Origin of the sequence: Kluyvera genomosp. 3, assembly GCF_011765685.1 — a bacterium.
Classification (GTDB): Bacteria; Pseudomonadota; Gammaproteobacteria; order Enterobacterales; family Enterobacteriaceae; genus Kluyvera; species Kluyvera georgiana_A.
On the sequence record NZ_CP050321.1, the window covers coordinates 1,085,409 to 1,105,316 of the forward strand.

Consider the following 19,908-nt stretch of genomic DNA (forward strand, 5'->3'; position numbering starts at 1 on the left):
TATTTCAGGGAAAGCGGTGAAGACGAAAGTGGGAGAGTTGTTCCACCAGGATGTTCGAGATTCGGCGGCAGGCTGAACCGGGCAATTCAGCCTGCCGCCGGAGCGGTGTTAACCGAACCTCGGCAGCAGGTTAAAGGTGCTGCCGAACCAGCACAGAATGACCATCACGCCAAACAGAATCACTACTGCGGGAATCGCTTTGCCGCCCCAGACGGTGAACATTTTGTCCGGGAAGCGCTCGCGCGATTTTAGCGCCAGGAATGCCGGTACGATGACAGCCCAGATGGTTGCGCAGAGCCCCGCGCCGCCGATGGCGTAGATAAACCCGTTAGGGAAAATCAGGTACAGGGCGGCGGGCGGTAAAAAGGTGAGTAGCAGCGTCTTAAATCGCCCGGACGGCGAATTATCCATTTTGAACAAATCCGCCAGATAGTCGAATAGCCCCAGCGTCACGCCAAAGAAGGAGCTTGCAACCGCCAGGTTGGAGAAGATCAGCAGGAAAAATTCAATGATGCCGTGCTGATTGGTACCTAAAAATGACTTCACCAGCGAGTCGACGTTGCCGCCTGAGGCGATGATCTCTTTAAAGTTGCTGCGATGGATATTGCCCATCGTGCAGTACAGCCAGAACAGATAAATGACCAGGGCCAGCAGCGAACCAAAGACGATGCTTTTAATCAACTTATCTTTGCGTTTGCCGTAGCAGATAATCAGGCTGGGAATATTGCCATGGAAACCGAACGAGGCCAGGCAAACCGGCACAGCCATCAGAATATAGGGGAGGTAGGTTTTATTGGCTTCCGGTGCGGCGAGATCGCGCAGGATCGTGTAGTCAACCTGGAAGAAAAACGATCCAAATACCACGATAAAGGCGATGATCTTGATACCAAGAAATAAAGAGGTAATGCGGCTGGCAGCCAGCGAACTGACCCACAGAATACACGCGACAAACACCGCGCTGCCGATACCGACGATTCGCGGATTAACGTGCGTTCCGGAATTGATCGCGATAGTTTCGCTGATAATGGCGCCGTTTGCCGAAATATAGGCATAGGTGAGAATATACAGTACGAATGCGACGGTGATTCCGCTTATTATATTCCACTTCGCGCCAATTAAATCTTTGGTAATGGTATTAAAACTGGAACCCACCGGATAGTTCAGATTGGCTTCCAGTAATAATAGCCCGGAGTGCAGCATGGAAAACCAGGCAATAATAAGAATAAAAGCGCCCCAAAAAAACCAGGCACCGGCAAGGTCAACCGGTAAAGCAAACATCCCGCCACCGATCACGGTGCCGGCAATCACCATAATTCCCCAGAATGAGGAATGTTTTGTATTTGAATCTTCTTCCATGGCTTTCCCTTATTGATAACGGCGAATGCGTTGTTGTTGTCAGGAATATCGTAATGCCAGGCATGAATAAGCCAGTGGCTATATCCGGGATATAACCACTGGCGCTTAGATTAATTACACTTCAGTCAGTTTGGCGGTAAAGTGGCGCAGCACTTTAGGCTCGTAGGTAAAGGTTAATCCTTTAATATTGTGGGCATTCTCTTTGACATGTTCGAAGGCCTCAATAATAAAGTCCATATGCGTTTGGGTGTAGGTCGCGCGCGGAATGGTTAAGCGCAGCAACTCTGCCGGACACGGCAGCTGCTTGCCAGTTTTCGGGTCGCGGCCCAGCAGGAATGAACCAATCTCTACCGCGCGGATCCCCGCGACTTTATACAGCTCGCAGGCCAGCGCCTGAGCCGGGAACTGGTCAGCCGGAATATGCGGCAGCAGCTTACCGGCATCGACAAACGCTGCGTGTCCGCCAGCCTGCTGACAGGTCACGCCAATGGCTTCCAGCCCGTCGACCAGATACTGAATCTGGGTGATGCGGTAGGCTAACCAGTCCTGATTCATCCCGTCGTACAGGCCCACGGCCAGACGCTCCATCGCGCCGCCTTCCAGCCCGCCATAGGTTGGGAAGCCTTCCTGCACGACGCAAAGGGTACGGCATTCAGTGTACACGTCGAAGAAGCTGTCGTCTTTGATGCACAGCAGGCCGCCCATGGGCACCATGGCATCTTTTTTCGCCGACATCGCGAGCATATCCGCGTACTTATAGGTTTCGCGGGTAATTTCTTCGATACTCCAGTCCTGATAGCCCGGTTCGCGTTGCTGAATAAAGTAAGCGTTTTCCGCAAAGCGCGCCGAATCCATCACCACCGGAATATCGTATTTCTTCGCAATGGCGTACATCGCCTTCAGGTTCGCCAGCGAAACCGGTTGGCCGCCCGCCGAGTTACAGGTAATGGTTGCGACAATATACGGCACGTTATTCGGACCAACGGTTTCAATGCCGTGCTCTAAACCCTGCAGGTCGAAATCACCTTTAAAGTCGTTACGCGCGGCGGTGTCGAACGCCTCTTTAATATAAACGTTGCGCACGGTACAGCCGTTAATCTGGCTATGACCCTGGGTGGTGTCGAAGAAATAGTTGGAGAACGCCACCATTTTGCTGCGGTCGAGGTCTTTTTCCTGCTCGCGTTTTTTGATCAGCACCGGAATATAAATTTGCTCGGCGCCGCGTCCCTGGTGCGTCGGAATAGTGTGCTGATAGCCAAAAATATCTTTTACGGCATTGCACAGCGCATAGTAGCTACGGCTGCCGCTATAGGCTTCATCGCCACGCAGCATCGCCGCCTGCATATTTTGCGTGACCGCGCCGGTGCCGCTGTCGGTGAGCAGGTCAATAAACACGTCTTCGCTGTCGAGCAGGAAGGGGTTCATCCCGGCCTGAATAATGGCGTTTTCGCGGTGTTCGCGGGTGGTGCGTTTTACAGGCTCAATGACGCGAATACGGAACGGTTCTGGCAGATGTTTAAAGTTATTCATGGTGTCATCCTTAAATCTTTATTTTTAGCGCGCGGCTCCCCGCTGGTTATTCATGAAATATGAAAAACCACTTTTTGGCGCAATACGAATACCATCTCTGCTCTCGGTATATTACGGCATCAATCTACACGGCTCGTTAAAAAGGCGTGCAGCGTCGCTGTAATAAAACAGAAAGGCATAGATTTTTATTGGATATCAGAAATAGCGGTTACACCACTATTTACAATGATACAGGCGTGGAGTCGTTCGAGGAGTTAAGGACGGTGATTGACGATGACGTTGTCAATATTAAACCACTTCGAAATTTTATACGTTCTATTCAGGATGTTCATAATGTATGTTCTCCATCAGACACGCCCATACATTATGATAATTTATTTTTTTGTCTATTAACTGTGCATTCAATTGTGAATCTGGTCACGATTGATTATATCTACGCGCTAAAGCAGGGTTATGTTTCCAGAGCTTAATAAATGACAGAATAATCACCTACGCAATCATCCTGTCGCAAGGCCCCATCGCTAGGGGGCCAGATAGACCTGCGGTACCGCCGCGTCAGGGTGTTGGTTCATGCTGAGATCGGCACCGTACCAGCGGTGAATCACTGACTGCTGAATCACCTCCTGTGGCGTGCCCTGGGCGACCAGCTTGCCCTGATGCAACAACAGAATAGTGTCGGCCCACAGGGCGGCGAGGTTGAGATCGTGCAGCACAATGCACACGTGCAGCTCGCCGCGGCGGGTCAGCTTCTTCAGCAGTCGCAGCAGGTGCTGCTGATAGAACAGGTCCAGCGCCGAGGTCGGTTCGTCGAGAAACAGCCAGCCCTGCGGACCATCGTCGCGCCACAGTTGCGCCAGACTGCGCGCCAGCTGCACGCGCTGCTGTTCGCCGCCGGAGAGCGCCGGATAGAGACGGCCCGCCAGGTTGGTACAGCCGGTTTCGGCCATCACCCGCTGGATAAGCGTCGGGTCCACTTCCGCTCCCCACGGCGCGCGCCCCATGGCGATCACCGTTTCCACCGGCCAACTGGCGTTCAGCTGCGTGCGTTGCAGCATCACCGCCCGGCGTCGGGAGAGGGCGGAGGCGGACCACTCGGCAAGCGGTTTGCCTTCAATGTTCTGCTCGCCGCTGTCGGCGTTGAGAAAGCCGGTAAGCAGCCGCAGCAGGGTCGATTTTCCCGCGCCGTTGGGGCCAATCAGCGCGGTGACTTCGCCGCGCCGCAGCTCCAGCGATATGTCATCAATCACCTGACGTTTGCCCAGACGCAGCGACAGCGCGCGGGCAGAATAGTGTTTATCCATGGGGAGATCTCTCCTGACGGAAAATAAGCCACAGGAACCACGGCGCGCCGAGCAGGCTGGTCAGCAGTCCGACGGGCATTTCGGCCGGCGCGGCAACCGTGCGGGCGAGCGTGTCGGCAATCAACAGTAGAATGGCACCCGCGAGCAGCGAGCCGGGGATCAGCCCGCGGTGATCCGGCCCCAGCCACATGCGCATCAGATGCGGGACGACCAGACCGATAAAGCCGATCACCCCGCTTATCGCCACCGATGCCGCCACCAGCACCGCGCTACACAGCAGCAGCACGCGCTGCAGCACCCGGACGTTAACGCCGAGATAGTGTGCTTCTTCATCGCCCAGTTGAAGCAGATTGAGGCGTGCGGCCATCCACCACACCACCAGCGATGATGGGATAATCAGCGTGGCGGAGACCAGCAGCGTCGGCCACTCTGCCTGCCCCAGGCTGCCCATCCCCCACAGCGACAGCTGGCGTAGCTGCGCATCGTTGCTGATCCACGACAGCATCCCCACCAGCGCCCCGCACAGGGCGTTAATCGCAATACCGACCAGCAGCAGGCGCGAGAGCGAACCGTCCCCAGCCTTACTGAGCACAAAAATTACCGCCATCACCGCCAGGCTGCCGATAAACGCCGCCAGCATCGGCGCGTACAGCGCCACCAGCACCGGTACGGAAATCGGCAGTACCAGCCAGAATGCCACCGCCAGCGCCGCGCCGCTGCTGATACCGAGCAGCCCAGGGTCGGCCAGCGGATTGCGGAACAGCCCCTGCATTACGCAGCCGGAGAGCGCCAGCGCGCTACCCACCAGCAGCGCCAGCAGCACGCGCGGTAAGCGGATAGTGAGCCAGATATGGCGCAGTACCTCATCACCCGACGGCCAGATACTCGCCAGCGGCAGGCGCATCGCGCCGAGCGTGGTGGCAAACAGCGTCAGGGCCACGAGCAGCAGCACCATCAGCCACAGCGGGCGTGAGGCGGTCGCGTTCATCAGTGCGTCTGCTCCGCTTTCTGACGCAGCGCCATCAGCGCCTGCGGCGTGCGCGGGCCAAAGCCGAGCAGCGCCATATCGTCAATCACCAACACCTGCTTATTGCGCCCGGCGGGCGTTTGCGCCAGACCTGGCAGCTTCCACAGCGAGGCTTCACCGCCCATGCCTTTCAGGCCGTCGGTGGAGATCACCACCAGATCCGGCTCACTGGCAATAACCCCTTCCTGCGACATGGTGCGATAGTGGTCAAAGCCCTGCATCGCGTTTTGCAAACCGGCGAGCCTAATCGCGCCGTCCGCCGCCGTCTGCTGCCCGGCCACCAGCGCCCCGGAGCCGCCGTGGCTGAGGATAAACAGCACGCGCTTGTTCAGCGGGCGCGCCGGGATTTTCGCCATATCGTCATGCAGCGTTTTACGCAGCGCCTCGCCCTGTGTCTGCTTGCCCAGCGCGTCGGCAATCACCCGGACTTTGTTGTCCATCGCCGCCGCATCGTAGCCGCCCGGCACATTCACCACCTTCACCTTGCTGCCTTCCACCTTTTGCAGCACCAGCGACGGCTGCGCCTGGCTGCTGGCCAGCACCAGCGTCGGGCGCAGGGAGAGAATACCTTCCGCATTGAGCTGGCGCAGATAGCCGACGTCCGGCAGCGATTGTGACGCCGCCGGCCAGGTGCTGGTGCTGTCGCGCGCCACCAGCTGCGACTGGGCATCCAGCGCATAGACGATTTCCGTCACGTCGCCGCCGAGGGTAATAATGCGCTCGGCGGCGTTAGCCAACAGCGGCAGCGCCGCCAGCAGAATCAGCAGCCGTTTCATACGGTCTGGCCTTCCGCCGTCAGGCTGTCGACCTGAGTGCGCCACTGTTGCTGCTCCGGATGGCCTTCGCTGCGCTGCCCGTACAACTGGGCAATCTGGGTGCCGTCTTTGGCAAATAGCTCTACGCTGGTGACGTGACCGTCAACGGTCGGTTTACGCGTCACCCACACTTCGTCGATGGTCTCTTCGCGCAGGTGCAGGGTGAAGGCGCTGTTGAAAATATTGATCCAGCCGCGCATCGGCGTCAGCTTCTCCAGCACGCCGGTGAAGATTTGCACGCAGCCGCGGTTGCCAACGAAAATCATAAATTCATTGCCGTCCCGCTGCAGGGTCTCCAGCAGGCGAGGCAGGGCATCTGTATTGATGCGACAAGCCAGGTCGTCGTTGACCAGGCGGAAAGCCTGCTGGCGCGAGAGGTTGTATTTGCGCAGCAGCGCGAAGAACTGGTGGACGTCGGTCATTGCGCGCCACTCTTTTTCCAGCGCCGCGCCGTCGGCCGTGTCGGCATAGCGCGCGTTTTCCACCGGACGAAGCGCCAGCGGCGCTGGCATTGATTGGGTCTGTTCGGCAATCAGCGCCTGCCAGGCCGCGCTGTCCGTGTTGTCAGTGGTATAGACCTTCAGCACCGCGTCGCCGTGCGGGTCAAAGAACTGAATGCTCTCGCGCCCTCCATCGTTAACGTGAAACGCGCTGGCCCACTGGCTCAGGAACAGGCGCAGGTCGAGGGCGCGCGGGTTGAGTATCAGGCCCGCGTGGCCGTCGAGGTGCTGGTGGGTGAACGCGCCAACCTGCTCATGCACCGCGTACTCATTGCGGCAGATGCATTTGGTTTCGCCGACCTTTTCCAGCGAAGCGAGGATCGCGCGCGCATTATCCTGCAGGCGCACGGCGTCGTGGCCAACGCGGGCTGCGGTCAGTTCCGCTTCGCTCACCCCCATTACGGCGGCGATATCGCGAGCGTATTTGGCGGCGCCGCTGGCTTTGACGTCCTGATAGCGCTGCCACAGTTCAGTTGATGCGTTTTGCATAACTCTCTTCCTTATCATTACCCCGGCCAGCGGCCGGAGGCAGGTTTTGTTAATGTTGTTATCAGAAATCGACGTTGACGCCCAGCTGCCAGGTACGGCCCGGCATCACCGCCAGCGACTTATCGTTGGCATCCTGATTGGTGGACGTTTCAATGTTGCGGCTGCTCAGGTAGTCCCAGTATTTACGGTCGGTCAGGTTATACACGCCGCCGTTGATACGGATGTTCTTCGCGACGCGCCAGTAGGCCGTCCAGTCGAGCATGCCGTAGCCCGGTACGCGCATGTATTCGCTGGTGGAATCGGTAATCGCGCTGCCGGTGTTGGTGTAGCTCTCACGGTTGGTGGCAGTGGCGCGTTTGCCTTTCACGAAGGTGGCGGTCAGCGCGGTACCGTACACTTTCGACGGATCGTCCCACGCCACGCCGACGATCGCTTTCATCGGCGCAACGCTATCGAGGTCGACGTATTTGTCGCCGTAGTAGCTGGATTTTGACTTCCCTTCGCTGTAGCCGTAGGCCAGTGTTGCGCTCAGGCCGTCAACCTGCTCAAACCAGGTGCCAAAGTTGAACTTCGCGCTGATCTCACCGCCGTAGATATAGGCTTTATCACGGTTTTCCGCCTGATAAATGGTGTAGATGTTCGACGGTACGTTGGCGAATTGGGTTGGGTTGTTGGAACGGGTGTAGCGGGTATAGGCGATAAAGTCTTTATAGTTGTTGTAGAACAACGCGGTACGCATGGTGATCCCTTCGGTCACTTCACCCTTCATGCCCCACTCGACGTTGTCGCTGGTTTCGGTTTTCAGATCGGTATTGCCGATCAGCGCGTACTGACCGCGGCCCGCGTAGCTGGAACCGAGGTTCCATGAACCGTACAGCTGGCTGGTGTTCGGGAACTCCGCGCCGCGTTTGTACTGCAGGTAGGTCATCATGCGCGGCGTAATGTCGTACTGGAAGGTCAGCGATGGCAGCGCCTGGGTGTCCGAGTTTTTCCCGTACAGGGTCGACACCGAGGATTCGGTCAGTACCGTGCTGTTGGTGGTCAGGCTGGAAAGATTCTCCGGCTTCGTAGACTGATGCACCACGCGAACGCCCGGGATCACCGCAAAGTTATGCCCGTCGAGATCGAAGTTGATCTGATCCTGCAGGAAGCCGCCGATCGTGTACTCGCGGCTGTCCGCTTCCGGCTGCATGATCTCGCTGTAAACGCTTGGGATAGGTGACTGGCTGAACGGACGCTGGGTTTTGGTGGTGCTGGCGTTAAAGCCCGCGCTCAGGTCATGGCGGCCGAGGGTTTTGGCCAGCGCGGTCTGCATACCCCAGGTGTCGGTGTCATAGTTGGAGTACACCGTTTGCATCTTGCTGGTGAAGCTGTCCGGCATATAGGTCCGGTCGTGCGCTTCGGTATGCTGGTAGTAAACCCTGGTCGATGCGCTGTCGATGAAGTCGTTCATCGGCGTCCAGTCATCTTTGAGGCTCAGACCCCAGCGGCGAGTCTGGCTGGTCTGCTGCGCGTCGCCGATGGTTTTGCTACCGCTGTCGTTCCACACATCGTAGTGGGTGTGGTTGGTTTTATGGTAGTAGTCGAGGGTGCTGGTCAGTTTGTGCTGATCGTTAGGTTGCCAGATCCCAGAGGCCATAAACGCGTCGGAGTGCCAGTTCGCCGGGAACGCGTCCACGCTCGAACTGTTGGTGGTGGTCTCCTGGCCATCGCGGCGGCTGTAGACAAAAATGCCGCGCAGCGTTTCGTCGCCGCCCGCTGCCGTCAGACCATTGTGCCAGCTGCGGTCAGACGAGTCATACTCGCTGCGGTAGCTAAAGGCACTGGTTTTGCCCGGATGCAGATAGTCGTCCGCCGATTTCGGCTGGAAGGAAACGTTGCCGCCGATGGAGGTATTGGCGGTCTCGGTGTCGGTCGCGCCAGATTGAATATCCACGCTGCCGTACATGTACGGGTCGATATAGTCGCGTCCGATGCCGAAGGTGTTAAGCCCGGCGCGGCTGACGTAGCTGCGGCCGGTGGCGTTCGGCTGCGCAATGCCGTCGACGTCGATGCCGACGCGGTTGCTCTCAAGGCCACGAATGTTGTAGCCGGTGTAGCCGCCGCGGTCGAAGCCGCTTTTGCCGTTGCCGGATCCGCCGCTGGCACCGGTCGCGCCGATCAGCGGTTCATAACGCATAATGGAACCAAAATCGTTGGCCCCTTTGTCCTGAAGCTCCTGCGCGCTTATCGCCTGCTGACTGCCCGGTTTAAGTACCGGTGCGGGGGCGGTGACGGTCATCTGTTCCGCGCTGTCGACGGCGGTTTTGTCCTGTGTTTCAGCCGCGCCCGCGGAAGTCTGATAGATTGCTGCGAGCAAAGAGGTCACCAGTAGGCTTTTCTTGCACCACGCCTCTGATTGAATGGATTTGTACATAGTTGCCATGCCTTCATCGTTATTAGTATTGGCTCACGCGTAACTTCCAGAATCTGCTTTTCCTTAAGCATCTTGACGCCCTCCAACTTTATGCAATGCGAATGTTAATGATAGGTATTATCATTTGCAATAATATTTGCAAATAAATCTGCTTGCATGCAACAATTTGATTACAATTTTGTTTTTTGACTCTCCCGAGATAGCGATGACCGAGAAAGCGGCAGTTACCATCACCTACTGTTCCCAATGCAACTGGATGCTGCGTGCCAGCTGGATGGCGCAGGAACTGCTACACACCTTCAGTACCGATATTGCCTGCGTAACGCTGATACCGGGTACCGGCGGGATTTTTACCATTACCGTCGGGGATGAACTGGTGTGGGAGCGCAAGCGTGACGACGGCTTCCCGGACGCCGCCGAGCTCAAGCGTCGGGTGCGCGACGTTTGCTTCCCGGAAAAACCGCTGGGCCATGTGGATAAGCACGAAGGATAAAGCGGCTGCGAACGCGCCATTAAACGTGTATTATTAATACATCTTTATTGGTGAGGGACCGGGTATGGCAGGCAAACGCATCGATCGTGAAAAACGGACAATCAGCAGCATGATTGCGCTTTATCAGCGCCGTTGTCCGCAGGCGTTGCACGATGCTGAGCATTACCTGGCACTGAACCATTATGCCGATAAGCGGCTGGATAAATGCGTGTTTGGCGAACAAAAGCCGGCCTGCAAGCAGTGCCCGGTGCACTGCTATCAACCCGCAAAGCGTGAAGAGATGAAACAGATTATGCGCTGGGCGGGCCCGCGGATGCTCTGGCGTCACCCGCTGCTCACGATCCTCCATTTGATTGATGACCGCCGTCCGGTTCCCGAGCTGCCGGAGAAATATCGGCGCAAAAAATAGCCTTAAAGGGTGCGGCAGTGACGACGATACTCCGACGGCGAGCGGGCAGTATGCTTGCGGAAGATGCGGCAAAAGTAGTTGCTGTCCTCAAAGCCACAGTGGTGGGCAATCTCTTTAATTTTCAGCTCATAGCCGCGCAGTAATTTCTTTGCCAACTCCAGGCGCACGGCGGTGAGGTATTCGTTAAAGCCGACGGTGCTGGACTTCTGAAACAGGTGCGACAGATAGTTCGGCGTGATGTGAAACTTCTTCGCCACCGTCTCTCGGCTGAGCGCCTCGGCGGCGTGTTCGTCGATATATTCCTGAATCGCCAGAAACAATTCTCTGCTTTTGCTGACCGTATCCGCCAGATGGGTCAGTTGATCGATACAGTGGCTGAGCAGGCCGCTGAGGACTATCTGCGTGGTGGGCATCACCGGGCGAATCGCCAGCTCATTCATTGCCAGCAGTAGATACGATCCCACCCGCGGGCCGAGTCGCGCCACGTGCTGCTTGCGGATCTCAACGAATTTTTTACCGTCGAAGCGTTGAAGGCTGAAGCCCAGTTTTTGTTTGCTGAACAGAATGCTCAGCGACGTCGCCGGGCCGTGCCACTGCGGGGCATTCCAGCGCCCGCCGGGAATATACAGCGCATGCAGCGGCCCAAGCGGTGCTTCCAGGCAGCCATCCGCCAGCTCGCCTTCCAGCACAATCTCAAGGCGGGGAAATGATACGCTCATCGCCAGCTCCGGCGCGGGCTGGGATATTTGCGGAAAACGCACCACGAGCTCGTTCTGCCGGGTAAGCAGCTGTTTCAGCACGGGGACGAGGGTTGGTTCTGACATGCTCATGTCCTGTTGTTATTCTGGATTTTGAGTCTCATCACACTTTATTTTGCTGTACACAAAAATCCAGCGTTGTGTAGCTATCTCATACAGAATGGCGGCCACGCCTGCAGTAACTTTTCATACATGTTGTGAAATGGTTAACAAAAGAGAGGCGATATGGACAAGCAAGCGGCATTCTGGCTGGATGCATTGGGCGCCAACGGCGAACTGTCAGCCACGATGAAACATGAGCTGGATACCCAGGGCTATACGATCGTTCACGGCGTAGCGGATGCCGACTGGCTGGCCGCGATGCGCGAGCGAATTGATTGTTTGGTGGAACGCGAAGGTGAGAATCTGGCGGTGGAACATCACCAGGAAGAGACGGCGACGCGTGTTGCCAATCTGGTGAACAAGGGCGTGGTGTGGGAGAAAGTGTGGGCGCATCCGCTGGTTCTGTCAGCGTGCCGCTATATCTTTGGGGGCGCGTTTAAAGTTTCCAGCCTCAACGCCCGTGAGGCGCTGTACAACGGCGGACACCAACCGCTGCACGCCGACTGGAAAAAGCCGCGTCCGGACTTCCCGAAAGTGCATCTGGTGAACACGATCTGGGCAATTGACGATCTCTCCGCCGCGAACGGCGCACCGCGTATTATCCCCGCCACGCACCTGCGTCCTGAGCTGCCGGAGGAGGTGCTGGACGATGTGGAAGCGCCGCATCCGGATGAAGTGATTTTTGCAGCCCCGGCGGGTAGCGTGATGATTTACAACGCCCATGCCTGGCACGGCGGCACGACTAACCGCGAAGGTTCGCGTCGTCGCGTGCTACACGGCTTGTACATCGACCGGGCAGACGCCGCGCAGCAGGATCAGCGCCGTTGGCTCACCCCGGAAACCGCCAGCCGCTTGACGCCCGCGCAGAAGTGGTTGCTGGATGTGGAGTAGCGTTTCGAGTAGTTCCGTCATCCTTTGTGGGGCTGTCTCTTATACACAAATTCAAGAGACAAGACCTGATATCTGTTAGTAAGGTGCAAGGTTCCGTTCACTTTACGTTGGGTGGAATATGACGTTCTATCACCGGTGAACGGGTCAAGGGGGGCGGCCGCGCCCCCCTTGACAATCCCCGCGGCCCCGCGGGGAAATCGGTGCTTCGCACTACGCTCACCTACGAACTCCAGCCTGCGGCACGGCGAAACTTGACGTCCTGTATCGGTTCGCCTCAGGACGCCATCCATGGCGTCCTGACCTTGTCTTCCATTCTCCGGTTCGCCGATTTCCAGCGGGGACTCATTGGTTTCAGTGGCTCTGGTTTTTGCTGTTAATTAAAAGACCGCACTGGTGTTGGTGGCGTCTAAATCGCCGAAGCGTTCCCTGAAGGCCGGGGCAGCCCACAGGGATGTGGGCTGAGGGCGCGGCTTTACAGGGACGTTACCTCGCGCCCGACCCGAGAGCCGTAAGGGATAAGCTGAGGGGACCGCGAAGCGGCGATTTTGCCGCCAGAGCCCGGGGGGACAGGGGGCGGCGGCGATTGGCCGCCCCTTGCGCGCTCCCTGCGCCCGTACAATTTATGTGGCGAGAGCTGAAAAGGAGCGCAACGGAGTGATCAATCCAAATACATCTCCCTCCTAACTGATCACTGTCGCCGGGGAGCTGTGTATAAGAGACAATTGCGGGGGCGTGGCCGCTCGCGTCAACGCTCCGGGGCCATTACGCCAAATCTTCCCCGTTGCTGGCAATCACCTTCTTATACCACCAGAACGATTTTTTACGCGTCCGCGCCAGCGTCCCGTTGCCCGCGTCATCGCGGTCGACGTACACGAATCCGTAGCGCTTGCTCATCTCTCCCGTCGATGCCGCCACCAGATCAATGCAGCCCCAGGTGGTGTAGCCGATCAGCGGCACGCCATCTTCGAGGGCATCGCCCATCGCGCGGATATGTTCGCGTAAATAGCTGATGCGGTAATCGTCGTCGATCTGTCCATCGGCGTTGACAACGTCCTTCGCGCCAAGACCGTTCTCCACCAGGAACAGCGGCTTCTGGTAGCGGTCGTACATCATGTTCATGGTGATACGTAAGCCGAGCGGGTCGATACCCCAGCCCCATTCGCTGGCCTCAATGTACGGGTTCTTCAGCGACTTCACGATGTTGGCTGCGTTGGTGTTGTTGGCATTCATGTCCGCCGATGCGCAGCGTGAGGCGTAGTAGCTGAACGACACAAAGTCGACTGTATGCTTGAGCGCTTCATCGTCGCCAGCTTCTTTGGCGATGGTCACGCCTTTCTCACGGAACACTCGAGCCGAGTAGGCCGGGTAGCGGCCGCGCGCCTGCACATCGATAAAGAACAGGTTCTCGCGATCTTTCTCCAGCGCCGCCCACACGTCTTCCGGCTTGCAGGAGTAGGGGTAGAAGTTGCCCCCCGCCAGCATGCAGCCTACCTGGTTCTGCGGGTTGATCTCATGGGCGATTTTGGTGGCCAGCGCGCTGGCCACCAGCTCGTGGTGCGCGGCCTGGTACTTCACCTGATCCTGATTTTCGCCTTCTTCGAACACCAGCCCGGCCCCGGAGAACGGGCTGTGCAGCATGATGTTGATTTCATTGAAGGTCAGCCAGTATTTCACCAGCCCGTCGAATGCTTCAAAGCAGGTGCGGGCGTAGCGGGTAAAGAACTCCACCATCTTGCGGTTACGCCACGAGCCGTACTCGGTCACCAGGTGCATCGGCACGTCGAAGTGGCACAGCGTCACCAGCGGTTCGATACCGTACCTTTTACATTCGCGGAACAGATCGCGATAGAAAGCGATACCTTCCTCATTCGGCGTCAGTTCGTCGCCGTTCGGGTACAGACGGCTCCAGGCGATGGAGGTGCGGAATACGCCGAAGCCCATTTCCGCCATCAGCGCGATATCTTCTTTATAACGATGATAGAAGTCGATCGCCTGGTGGCTGGGATAGAACTCATCATCGCGCAGGGCGAAACGCTTCTCCTGGCCCAGTTTGACCGGCAGACGGTTGACGCCGTGCGGGATCATATCCACGGTGGTCAGCCCTTTACCGCCTTCAAGATAGGCGCCTTCTGCCTGGTTGGCGGCAATGGCGCCGCCCCAGAGGAATCCTTGCGGAAATGTCGACATGCGTTACCTCGCTAATAAATTTATGAAATCTGTGCGGCTGCGGCGTTGACTGGCGCACTTGCCTGACGTTTGCGTGCTTCGGCGGCGGCGTCTTCTACCGGAATGTCCTCAAAGCCGAGGATCAGCGTCAGTACGAACGACAGCACCACCGCCAACGCCATCACGCCGAACACCCAGACGATGGTCATCGGGTTAGCCGGGTCGAAGAACTGCACGCTGGTAAACAGCCCCGGCGCGGCCATGGAGTGGCTGGCCAGCCCGGCGATACCGGCGACCGCGCCACAGATAAAGCCGCTAATCAGGCTGGCGATCAGCGGACGCTTCAGGCGTACGGCGACCCCGTACAGCGCCGGTTCCGAAATGCCGGCCAGAATGGCGGACGCGGCGGCGGCCAGCGCGGTCTGGCGTAATTCCGGGTTTTTGGTTTTCCACGCGACCGCCAGCGACGAACCGCCGAGCGACAGGTTGGCGCCGATTTCTGACGGCATCACCATCCCTTCTTTACCGGTTTCGGCGATGGTCTGAATGATGGTTGGGGTAAAGACGCGGTGCATCCCGGTCATCACCAGCAGCGGCCACAGCGCCCCCATAATGGCGACCGACAACCAACCCAGATAGCCGTGAATGGTGTACACCAGCGCGGAGATGGCGCTACCGATCCAGATCCCAATCGGGCCAATCAGCAGGATCGCCAGCGGCGCGGCGATCAGCACGATCAGCATGGGTTTGAGGAAGTTTTTGGTCACGGCGGGCGTAATCCTGTCGACCCAGCGTTCAATGTACGAGAGGCACCAGGTCATCACCAGCGCCGGGATCACCGTGTAGGTGTATTTCACCGCGGTCACAGGAATCCAGGCAAACTCGACGTGCTCACCCTGCGCGGCTTTCGCCATCAGTTCAATAAAGCTCGGGTGGACCAGCACCCCGGCGATAGCAATCGCCAGCGACATGTTGGTTTTGAATTTCACCGCCGCAGAGGCGGCGACCATCAGCGGCAGGAAGAAGAAGGCGCCGTCGCCGATGACGGTCAGAATAGTAAGCGTCGGCGCGCCTTTTGGCAGCACGCCGGTCATTTCGAGGATCATCGCCAGTAGCTTAACCATCGATCCGCCGATAATCGCCGGGATCAGCGGCGACATGGTGCCGATCAGCGCATCGAGGATCCCGGCGCCAATGCGACGCAGGGTCAGCTTCGGTTTCCCGACCGGAGCGGCTGGCTGCATGTCGTTCGGCAGCAAGTTGACCACTTCACGGAAGGCCTGCGAGACGGTGTTGCCAATAATCACCTGGCACTGGCTGTCGGTGCGTACCACGCCCATCACGCCGCTGATGCCTTTAAGCGTGGCGCTATCGACCAACGTGTCATCTTTCAGTACGAAGCGTAGACGGGTCATGCAGTGGGTGACTGCGGAGATATTCTCCACGCCGCCAAGCGCGCTCACCACAGATTGCGCCAGAGCCGCATAATTTTTAGCCATCGGAAAATCCTGTTTTATCAGTAAGGTACTTATGGTTCATCTCCTGAATGGTTCAAAAGATGAAACGCTGCATAGGAAACCGGTTCCACATAATCATCATGTGTTTATTTTGTTGCTACAAGATCTAAGTTTTGTTTTTGATTGATTCGTGAAACCGATCACAGGAAATAACCCTGATGAAAGATTCACCCGTTTCACCATTGCTGAAAATCGCCAGGCGGTGCAGTACACTGCGGACAGATAATTTCTCAAAGGTATGAATATGACGACGATGCTAGAGGTGGCACGACGGGCGGGCGTATCGAAAGCCACCGTGTCCCGGGTGCTATCGGGCAACGGTTATGTCAGTCAGGAGACGAAAGACCGGGTGTTTTTGGCCATCGAAGAGAGCGGCTACCGGCCGAATCTTCTGGCGCGTAATCTGGCCACTAAAAAAACGCAGACGCTCGGTCTGGTGGTGACCAACACTCTCTACCACGGCGTGTACTTCAGCGAGCTGCTGTATCACGCGGCGAGCATGACGGAAGATCAGGGGCGTCGTCTGGTACTCGCGGACGGTAAACACAGCGCCGAAGAGGAACGTGAGGCGATTCAGTATCTGCTCGATTTGCGCTGTGATGGCATTATTATTTATCCACGTTTTTTAAGCGTCGACGAAATTGACGATATTATTCAGCAGCAGCAACAGCCGGTGATGGTCATTAATCGTCGTCTGCGCCGAAATAGCAGCCACTGCGTTTATTGCGATCAAAAATCCTCCAGCCAACAGGCGGTGGAAAAATTAATTACGCTCGGCCATCGCGATATTGCCTTTATTACCGGATCGCTGGATTCCCCGACCGGCGTTGAGCGTCTTTCCGGCTATAAGGATGCGCTGGCGAAACACGGCATTACGCTACGTAATGAGCTGATTGTGGAAGGAAAATGGACGCCCGCCACCGGCGCGGCAGGTGTCGATATTCTGCGTGAAAGGCAGGTGACATTCAGCGCGCTGGTGGCCAGTAACGATGATATGGCGGTGGGGGCAATCAAGCGGCTTCATGCTCACGGAATAGCGGTGCCGCAGCAGGTATCGGTGATTGGTTTTGACGATATTGCGTTAGCGCCGTATATGATTCCGTCCCTCTCGAGCGTGCGTATTCCGGTTACGGAAATGATTAAAGAGACGATTCACCGTCTTATTTTTATGCTCGACGGCGGCGATTTTAAATATCAACAAACCTTCCCCGGCGAATTAATCGAGCGCGAGTCCATCGTGGCAGGGCCGCATCGCTAACGTCGTCAGCTGTCATCGTCATTAGTGACGATGACAGCCCATTCTCAAAGTCACCTCAGTAAATACCTTTACAAATCAACTAAGTAAAAGTTGGCTCGAATAATGCATTCTCCCGCGCAATCACTGTCATAGCTGGAGAAGTTGATGAACCGTTTCATCATCGCTGATGCGAGTAAATGTATTGGCTGCCGTACGTGCGAAGTCGCCTGCGTGGTTTCTCACCAGCAGGATCAGGACTGCGCCGCGCTGACGCCACAGTCTTTCCTGCCGCGTATTCACGTTATTAAGGGCGTAGATGTTTCTACGGCCACCGCCTGCCGCCAGTGCGAAGACGCGCCGTGCGCCAACGTCTGCCCGAACGGCGCGATTGTTCGCGACAAAGGGTTTATCCACGTGATGCAGGAGCGCTGCATTGGCTGCAAAACCTGCGTGGTGGCCTGCCCGTACGGCGCCATGGAAGTGGTGGTGCGTCCGGTTGTGCGCGACAGCGGCGCGGGTCTGAAGGTGCGTGCGGAAAAAGCGGAAGCCAACAAGTGCGACCTTTGCTTCCACCGTGAAGAAGGCCCTGCCTGTATGGAAGCGTGCCCGACCCACGCGTTGTTCTGCGTAGACCGCAACAAGCTGGAACAGCTTAGCGCGGAAAAACGTCGTCGCGCCGCGCTGGAAAGCGCTGCGTCTATCTCTCTTTAATCATCCCTATTTCTCTTTTAACAGGTCTGTTACTGATGAAAAAAATCACGAGTGTATGCCCTTATTGCGGTGCTGGTTGCAAACTGAAGCTGGTCGTCGACCACGGTAAAATTATTCGCGCCGAGGCGGCTGACGGGCAAACGAACCAGAATGAGCTGTGCCTGAAAGGTTACTACGGTTGGGATTTTCTGAACGATACCCAACTGCTGACGCCGCGTCTGACGCAGCCGATGATCCGCTATGAAAAAGGGGGCAAATTCACCCCCGTGAGCTGGGATGAGGCCATTCGCTACACCGCGAAACGGCTGAGTGAGATCAAAGCCAAATACGGGCCGCGCGCCATTATGACTACCGGGTCATCGCGCGGTACCGGTAATGAAACCAACTATGTGATGCAGAAATTCGCCCGCGGCGTGCTGCATACCAATAACGTCGATTGCTGCGCCCGCGTGTGCCACGGCCCATCGGTTGCCGGGTTGCAGGAAGTGCTGGGTAACGGCGCGATGAGCAACAGCATCGGCGATATTGAAAACTCCCGTTGCCTGCTGGTCTTTGGCTACAACTGCGCGGATTCGCACCCGATCGTGGCGCGGCGCGTGATTAAAGCCAAAGATAAGGGGGCGAAAATTATCGTCTGCGACCCGCGCAAAATTGAAACCGCGCGCATCGCCGACCAGCACCTACAAATGCGTAACGGTAGCAATATGGCGCTGGTGAATGCCTTTGCCCATGTGCTGCTGGAAGAAGAGCTGTACGACAAAGAGTATGTTGCGCGCTACACCACCGGGCTGGATGAAATGCGTGAAGTCGTTAAAGACTACGCGCCCGAAGCGGTGGAAGAACTAACCGGTATTCCTGCCGCACAGGTTCGTCAGGCGATGCGCACTTATGCGGCGGCGCCGTCGGCGACCATCATGTGGGGCATGGGCGTCACCCAGTTCGGCCAGGCGGTCGACGTGGTGAAAGGGCTGGCAAGCCTGGCGCTGCTGACCGGTAACCTTGGGCGCGAAGCCGTCGGCGTTGGCCCGGTGCGTGGGCAGAATAACGTGCAGGGCGCGTGTGACATGGGCGTGCTGCCAAATCAGTTCCCTGGCTATCAGGACGTGACGGACCCGCAGGTGCGTGAAAAATTCGCCAATGCCTGGGGGATTGATGCCAGCCTGATGGACGACAAAGTCGGCGTGCGCATTACCGAAGTGCCGCATCTGGCGATGGAAGGCAAGATTAAAGCCTACTACATCATGGGCGAAGATCCGCTGCAAACCGAGGCGGATTTAGGGCTGGTACGCAAAGGCTTCGAAGCGCTCGATTTCGTGGTGGTGCAGGATATTTTCATGACCAAAACCGCCGAACAGGCTGACGTGCTGCTGCCAGCCACTTCCTGGGGCGAGCACGGCGGCGTCTTTACCTGCGCTGACCGAGGCTTCCAGCGCTTCGATAAAGCCATCGACGCGAAGTACAACGTCAAGCGCGACTGGGAGATTATCAGCCTGATCGCCAGCGAAATGGGCTATCCGATGCACTACGACGACAACCAGCAAATCTGGGACGAAATGCGCGAGCTGTGCCCACTGTTCTACGGCGTGACCTACGAAAAAATGGGTGACATGGGCCACGTGCAGTGGCCTTGCCCAACGCTCGATCATCCCGGCACACCGTACCTGTATGAAGGTAATCAGTTTGCTACGCCGGACGGCAAAGGCCATCTGTTCGCCGCGCCGTGGCGCGCGCCGGCGGAAACCCCGGATGCCGACTTCCCACTGGTGCTGTGCACCGTGCGCGAAGTGGGGCACTACTCCTGTCGCTCGATGACCGGCAACTGCGCGGCGCTGCAATCGCTCGCCGATGAACCCGGCTTTGTGCAGATGAACCCGCAGGATGCCAGACTGCTTGGTATCCATGATAAGCAACTGGTGTGGGTTGCCTCGCGTCGCGGCAAGGTAATTAGCCGCGCCTGCGTGAGCGAACGTATCAACCGCGGCAGCGTGTATATGACTTATCAGTGGTGGATCGGTGCGTGCAACGAACTCACGCAGGATAATCTTGATCCTATCTCGAAAACACCGGAAACCAAGTACTGTGCGGTCAAGGTTGAGCCGATTGAGGATCAGAACTGGGCGGAAACCTTTGCGCTGGACAGCTATCAGTCGATGAAAACGCGGCTGAAAGCGGCAATTAACGGGTAATCAG

The 19,908-nt window shown here is 57.3% G+C and carries 17 protein-coding genes; 6 read left to right on the plus strand and 11 right to left on the minus strand.

Going from position 1 to position 19,908, the window contains the following annotated elements; all coding sequences use genetic code 11:
- Positions 1-108: 108 nt before the first annotated feature.
- The 8 genes from tnaB to GY169_RS05180 all read right to left on the minus strand — a co-directional run bounded on the left by tnaB (position 109) and on the right by GY169_RS05180 (position 9,434).
- Positions 109-1,356, minus strand: coding sequence for a low affinity tryptophan permease TnaB (gene tnaB, locus GY169_RS05145; RefSeq protein WP_167575146.1), 1,248 nt, complete (start codon positions 1,354-1,356; stop codon positions 109-111).
- Positions 1,357-1,470: 114 nt separating this feature from the next.
- On the minus strand, positions 1,471-2,886 hold the full coding sequence (gene tnaA / locus GY169_RS05150; RefSeq protein WP_167575147.1) for a tryptophanase: 1,416 nt from the start codon (positions 2,884-2,886) through the stop codon (positions 1,471-1,473).
- 254 nt (positions 2,887-3,140) lie between these two features.
- Entirely contained in the window at positions 3,141-3,218 is a 78-nt protein-coding gene (tnaC, locus tag GY169_RS23595) for a tryptophanase leader peptide (RefSeq protein WP_074398737.1), read from the minus strand.
- Between the two features lie 189 nt (positions 3,219-3,407).
- The gene (locus GY169_RS05160; RefSeq protein WP_167575148.1) at positions 3,408-4,187 is read right to left on the minus strand and encodes a heme ABC transporter ATP-binding protein; all 780 of its coding nucleotides are present in this window, start codon (positions 4,185-4,187) and stop codon (positions 3,408-3,410) included.
- Positions 4,180-5,175, minus strand: coding sequence for a FecCD family ABC transporter permease (locus tag GY169_RS05165; RefSeq protein WP_167575149.1), 996 nt, complete (start codon positions 5,173-5,175; stop codon positions 4,180-4,182). Before GY169_RS05165 ends, GY169_RS05160 begins: the two co-directional genes overlap by 8 nt.
- Positions 5,175-5,990, minus strand: coding sequence for a hemin ABC transporter substrate-binding protein (locus GY169_RS05170; RefSeq protein ID WP_167575150.1), 816 nt, complete (start codon positions 5,988-5,990; stop codon positions 5,175-5,177). The genes GY169_RS05165 and GY169_RS05170 overlap by 1 nt, the downstream gene beginning before the upstream one ends.
- On the minus strand, positions 5,987-7,018 hold the full coding sequence (locus GY169_RS05175) for a hemin-degrading factor (RefSeq protein WP_167575151.1): 1,032 nt from the start codon (positions 7,016-7,018) through the stop codon (positions 5,987-5,989). Before GY169_RS05175 ends, GY169_RS05170 begins: the two co-directional genes overlap by 4 nt.
- Positions 7,019-7,079: 61 nt before the next feature.
- On the minus strand, positions 7,080-9,434 hold the full coding sequence (locus tag GY169_RS05180; RefSeq protein ID WP_167575152.1) for a TonB-dependent receptor domain-containing protein: 2,355 nt from the start codon (positions 9,432-9,434) through the stop codon (positions 7,080-7,082).
- Between the two features lie 205 nt (positions 9,435-9,639).
- Between GY169_RS05180 and GY169_RS05185 the strand changes: the two genes are divergently transcribed.
- Together GY169_RS05185 and GY169_RS05190 are read left to right on the plus strand one after the other, a co-directional pair.
- Complete coding sequence (locus tag GY169_RS05185) at positions 9,640-9,927, plus strand: SelT/SelW/SelH family protein (RefSeq protein ID WP_167575153.1); 288 nt, start codon at positions 9,640-9,642, stop codon at positions 9,925-9,927.
- 64 nt (positions 9,928-9,991) lie between these two features.
- Complete coding sequence (locus GY169_RS05190; RefSeq protein ID WP_167575154.1) at positions 9,992-10,336, plus strand: nitrous oxide-stimulated promoter family protein; 345 nt, start codon at positions 9,992-9,994, stop codon at positions 10,334-10,336.
- 2 nt (positions 10,337-10,338) lie between these two features.
- Here GY169_RS05190 and GY169_RS05195 read toward each other — a convergent pair whose 3' ends face one another.
- Positions 10,339-11,160 (minus strand): helix-turn-helix transcriptional regulator, encoded by an 822-nt coding sequence (locus GY169_RS05195; RefSeq protein WP_167575156.1) that lies wholly within the window; start codon positions 11,158-11,160, stop codon positions 10,339-10,341.
- A gap of 159 nt (positions 11,161-11,319) precedes the next feature.
- Here GY169_RS05195 and GY169_RS05200 point away from each other — a divergent pair, with 159 nt between their 5' ends.
- Complete coding sequence (locus tag GY169_RS05200) at positions 11,320-12,087, plus strand: phytanoyl-CoA dioxygenase family protein (RefSeq protein WP_167575157.1); 768 nt, start codon at positions 11,320-11,322, stop codon at positions 12,085-12,087.
- Between the two features lie 762 nt (positions 12,088-12,849).
- Here GY169_RS05200 and GY169_RS05205 read toward each other — a convergent pair.
- Together GY169_RS05205 and ascF are read right to left on the minus strand one after the other, a co-directional pair.
- Positions 12,850-14,274 (minus strand): 6-phospho-beta-glucosidase, encoded by a 1,425-nt coding sequence (locus GY169_RS05205; protein ID WP_163446275.1) that lies wholly within the window; start codon positions 14,272-14,274, stop codon positions 12,850-12,852.
- A gap of 20 nt (positions 14,275-14,294) precedes the next feature.
- Positions 14,295-15,752 (minus strand): PTS cellobiose/arbutin/salicin transporter subunit IIBC, encoded by a 1,458-nt coding sequence (gene ascF, locus GY169_RS05210; RefSeq protein WP_163446274.1) that lies wholly within the window; start codon positions 15,750-15,752, stop codon positions 14,295-14,297.
- A gap of 262 nt (positions 15,753-16,014) precedes the next feature.
- Here ascF and GY169_RS05215 point away from each other — a divergent pair, with 262 nt between their 5' ends.
- The 3 genes from GY169_RS05215 to fdhF all read left to right on the plus strand — a co-directional run bounded on the left by GY169_RS05215 (position 16,015) and on the right by fdhF (position 19,904).
- Complete coding sequence (locus GY169_RS05215; protein ID WP_163446273.1) at positions 16,015-17,028, plus strand: LacI family DNA-binding transcriptional regulator; 1,014 nt, start codon at positions 16,015-16,017, stop codon at positions 17,026-17,028.
- Between the two features lie 144 nt (positions 17,029-17,172).
- Positions 17,173-17,718: an electron transport protein HydN gene (gene hydN / locus GY169_RS05220; RefSeq protein WP_064543184.1), complete on the plus strand. Its 546-nt coding sequence runs from the start codon at positions 17,173-17,175 to the stop codon at positions 17,716-17,718.
- A 35-nt stretch (positions 17,719-17,753) separates the two neighbouring features.
- The gene (fdhF, locus tag GY169_RS05225) at positions 17,754-19,904 is read left to right on the plus strand and encodes a formate dehydrogenase subunit alpha (protein WP_167575159.1); all 2,151 of its coding nucleotides are present in this window, start codon (positions 17,754-17,756) and stop codon (positions 19,902-19,904) included.
- The last annotated feature ends 4 nt before the right edge of the window (positions 19,905-19,908 follow it).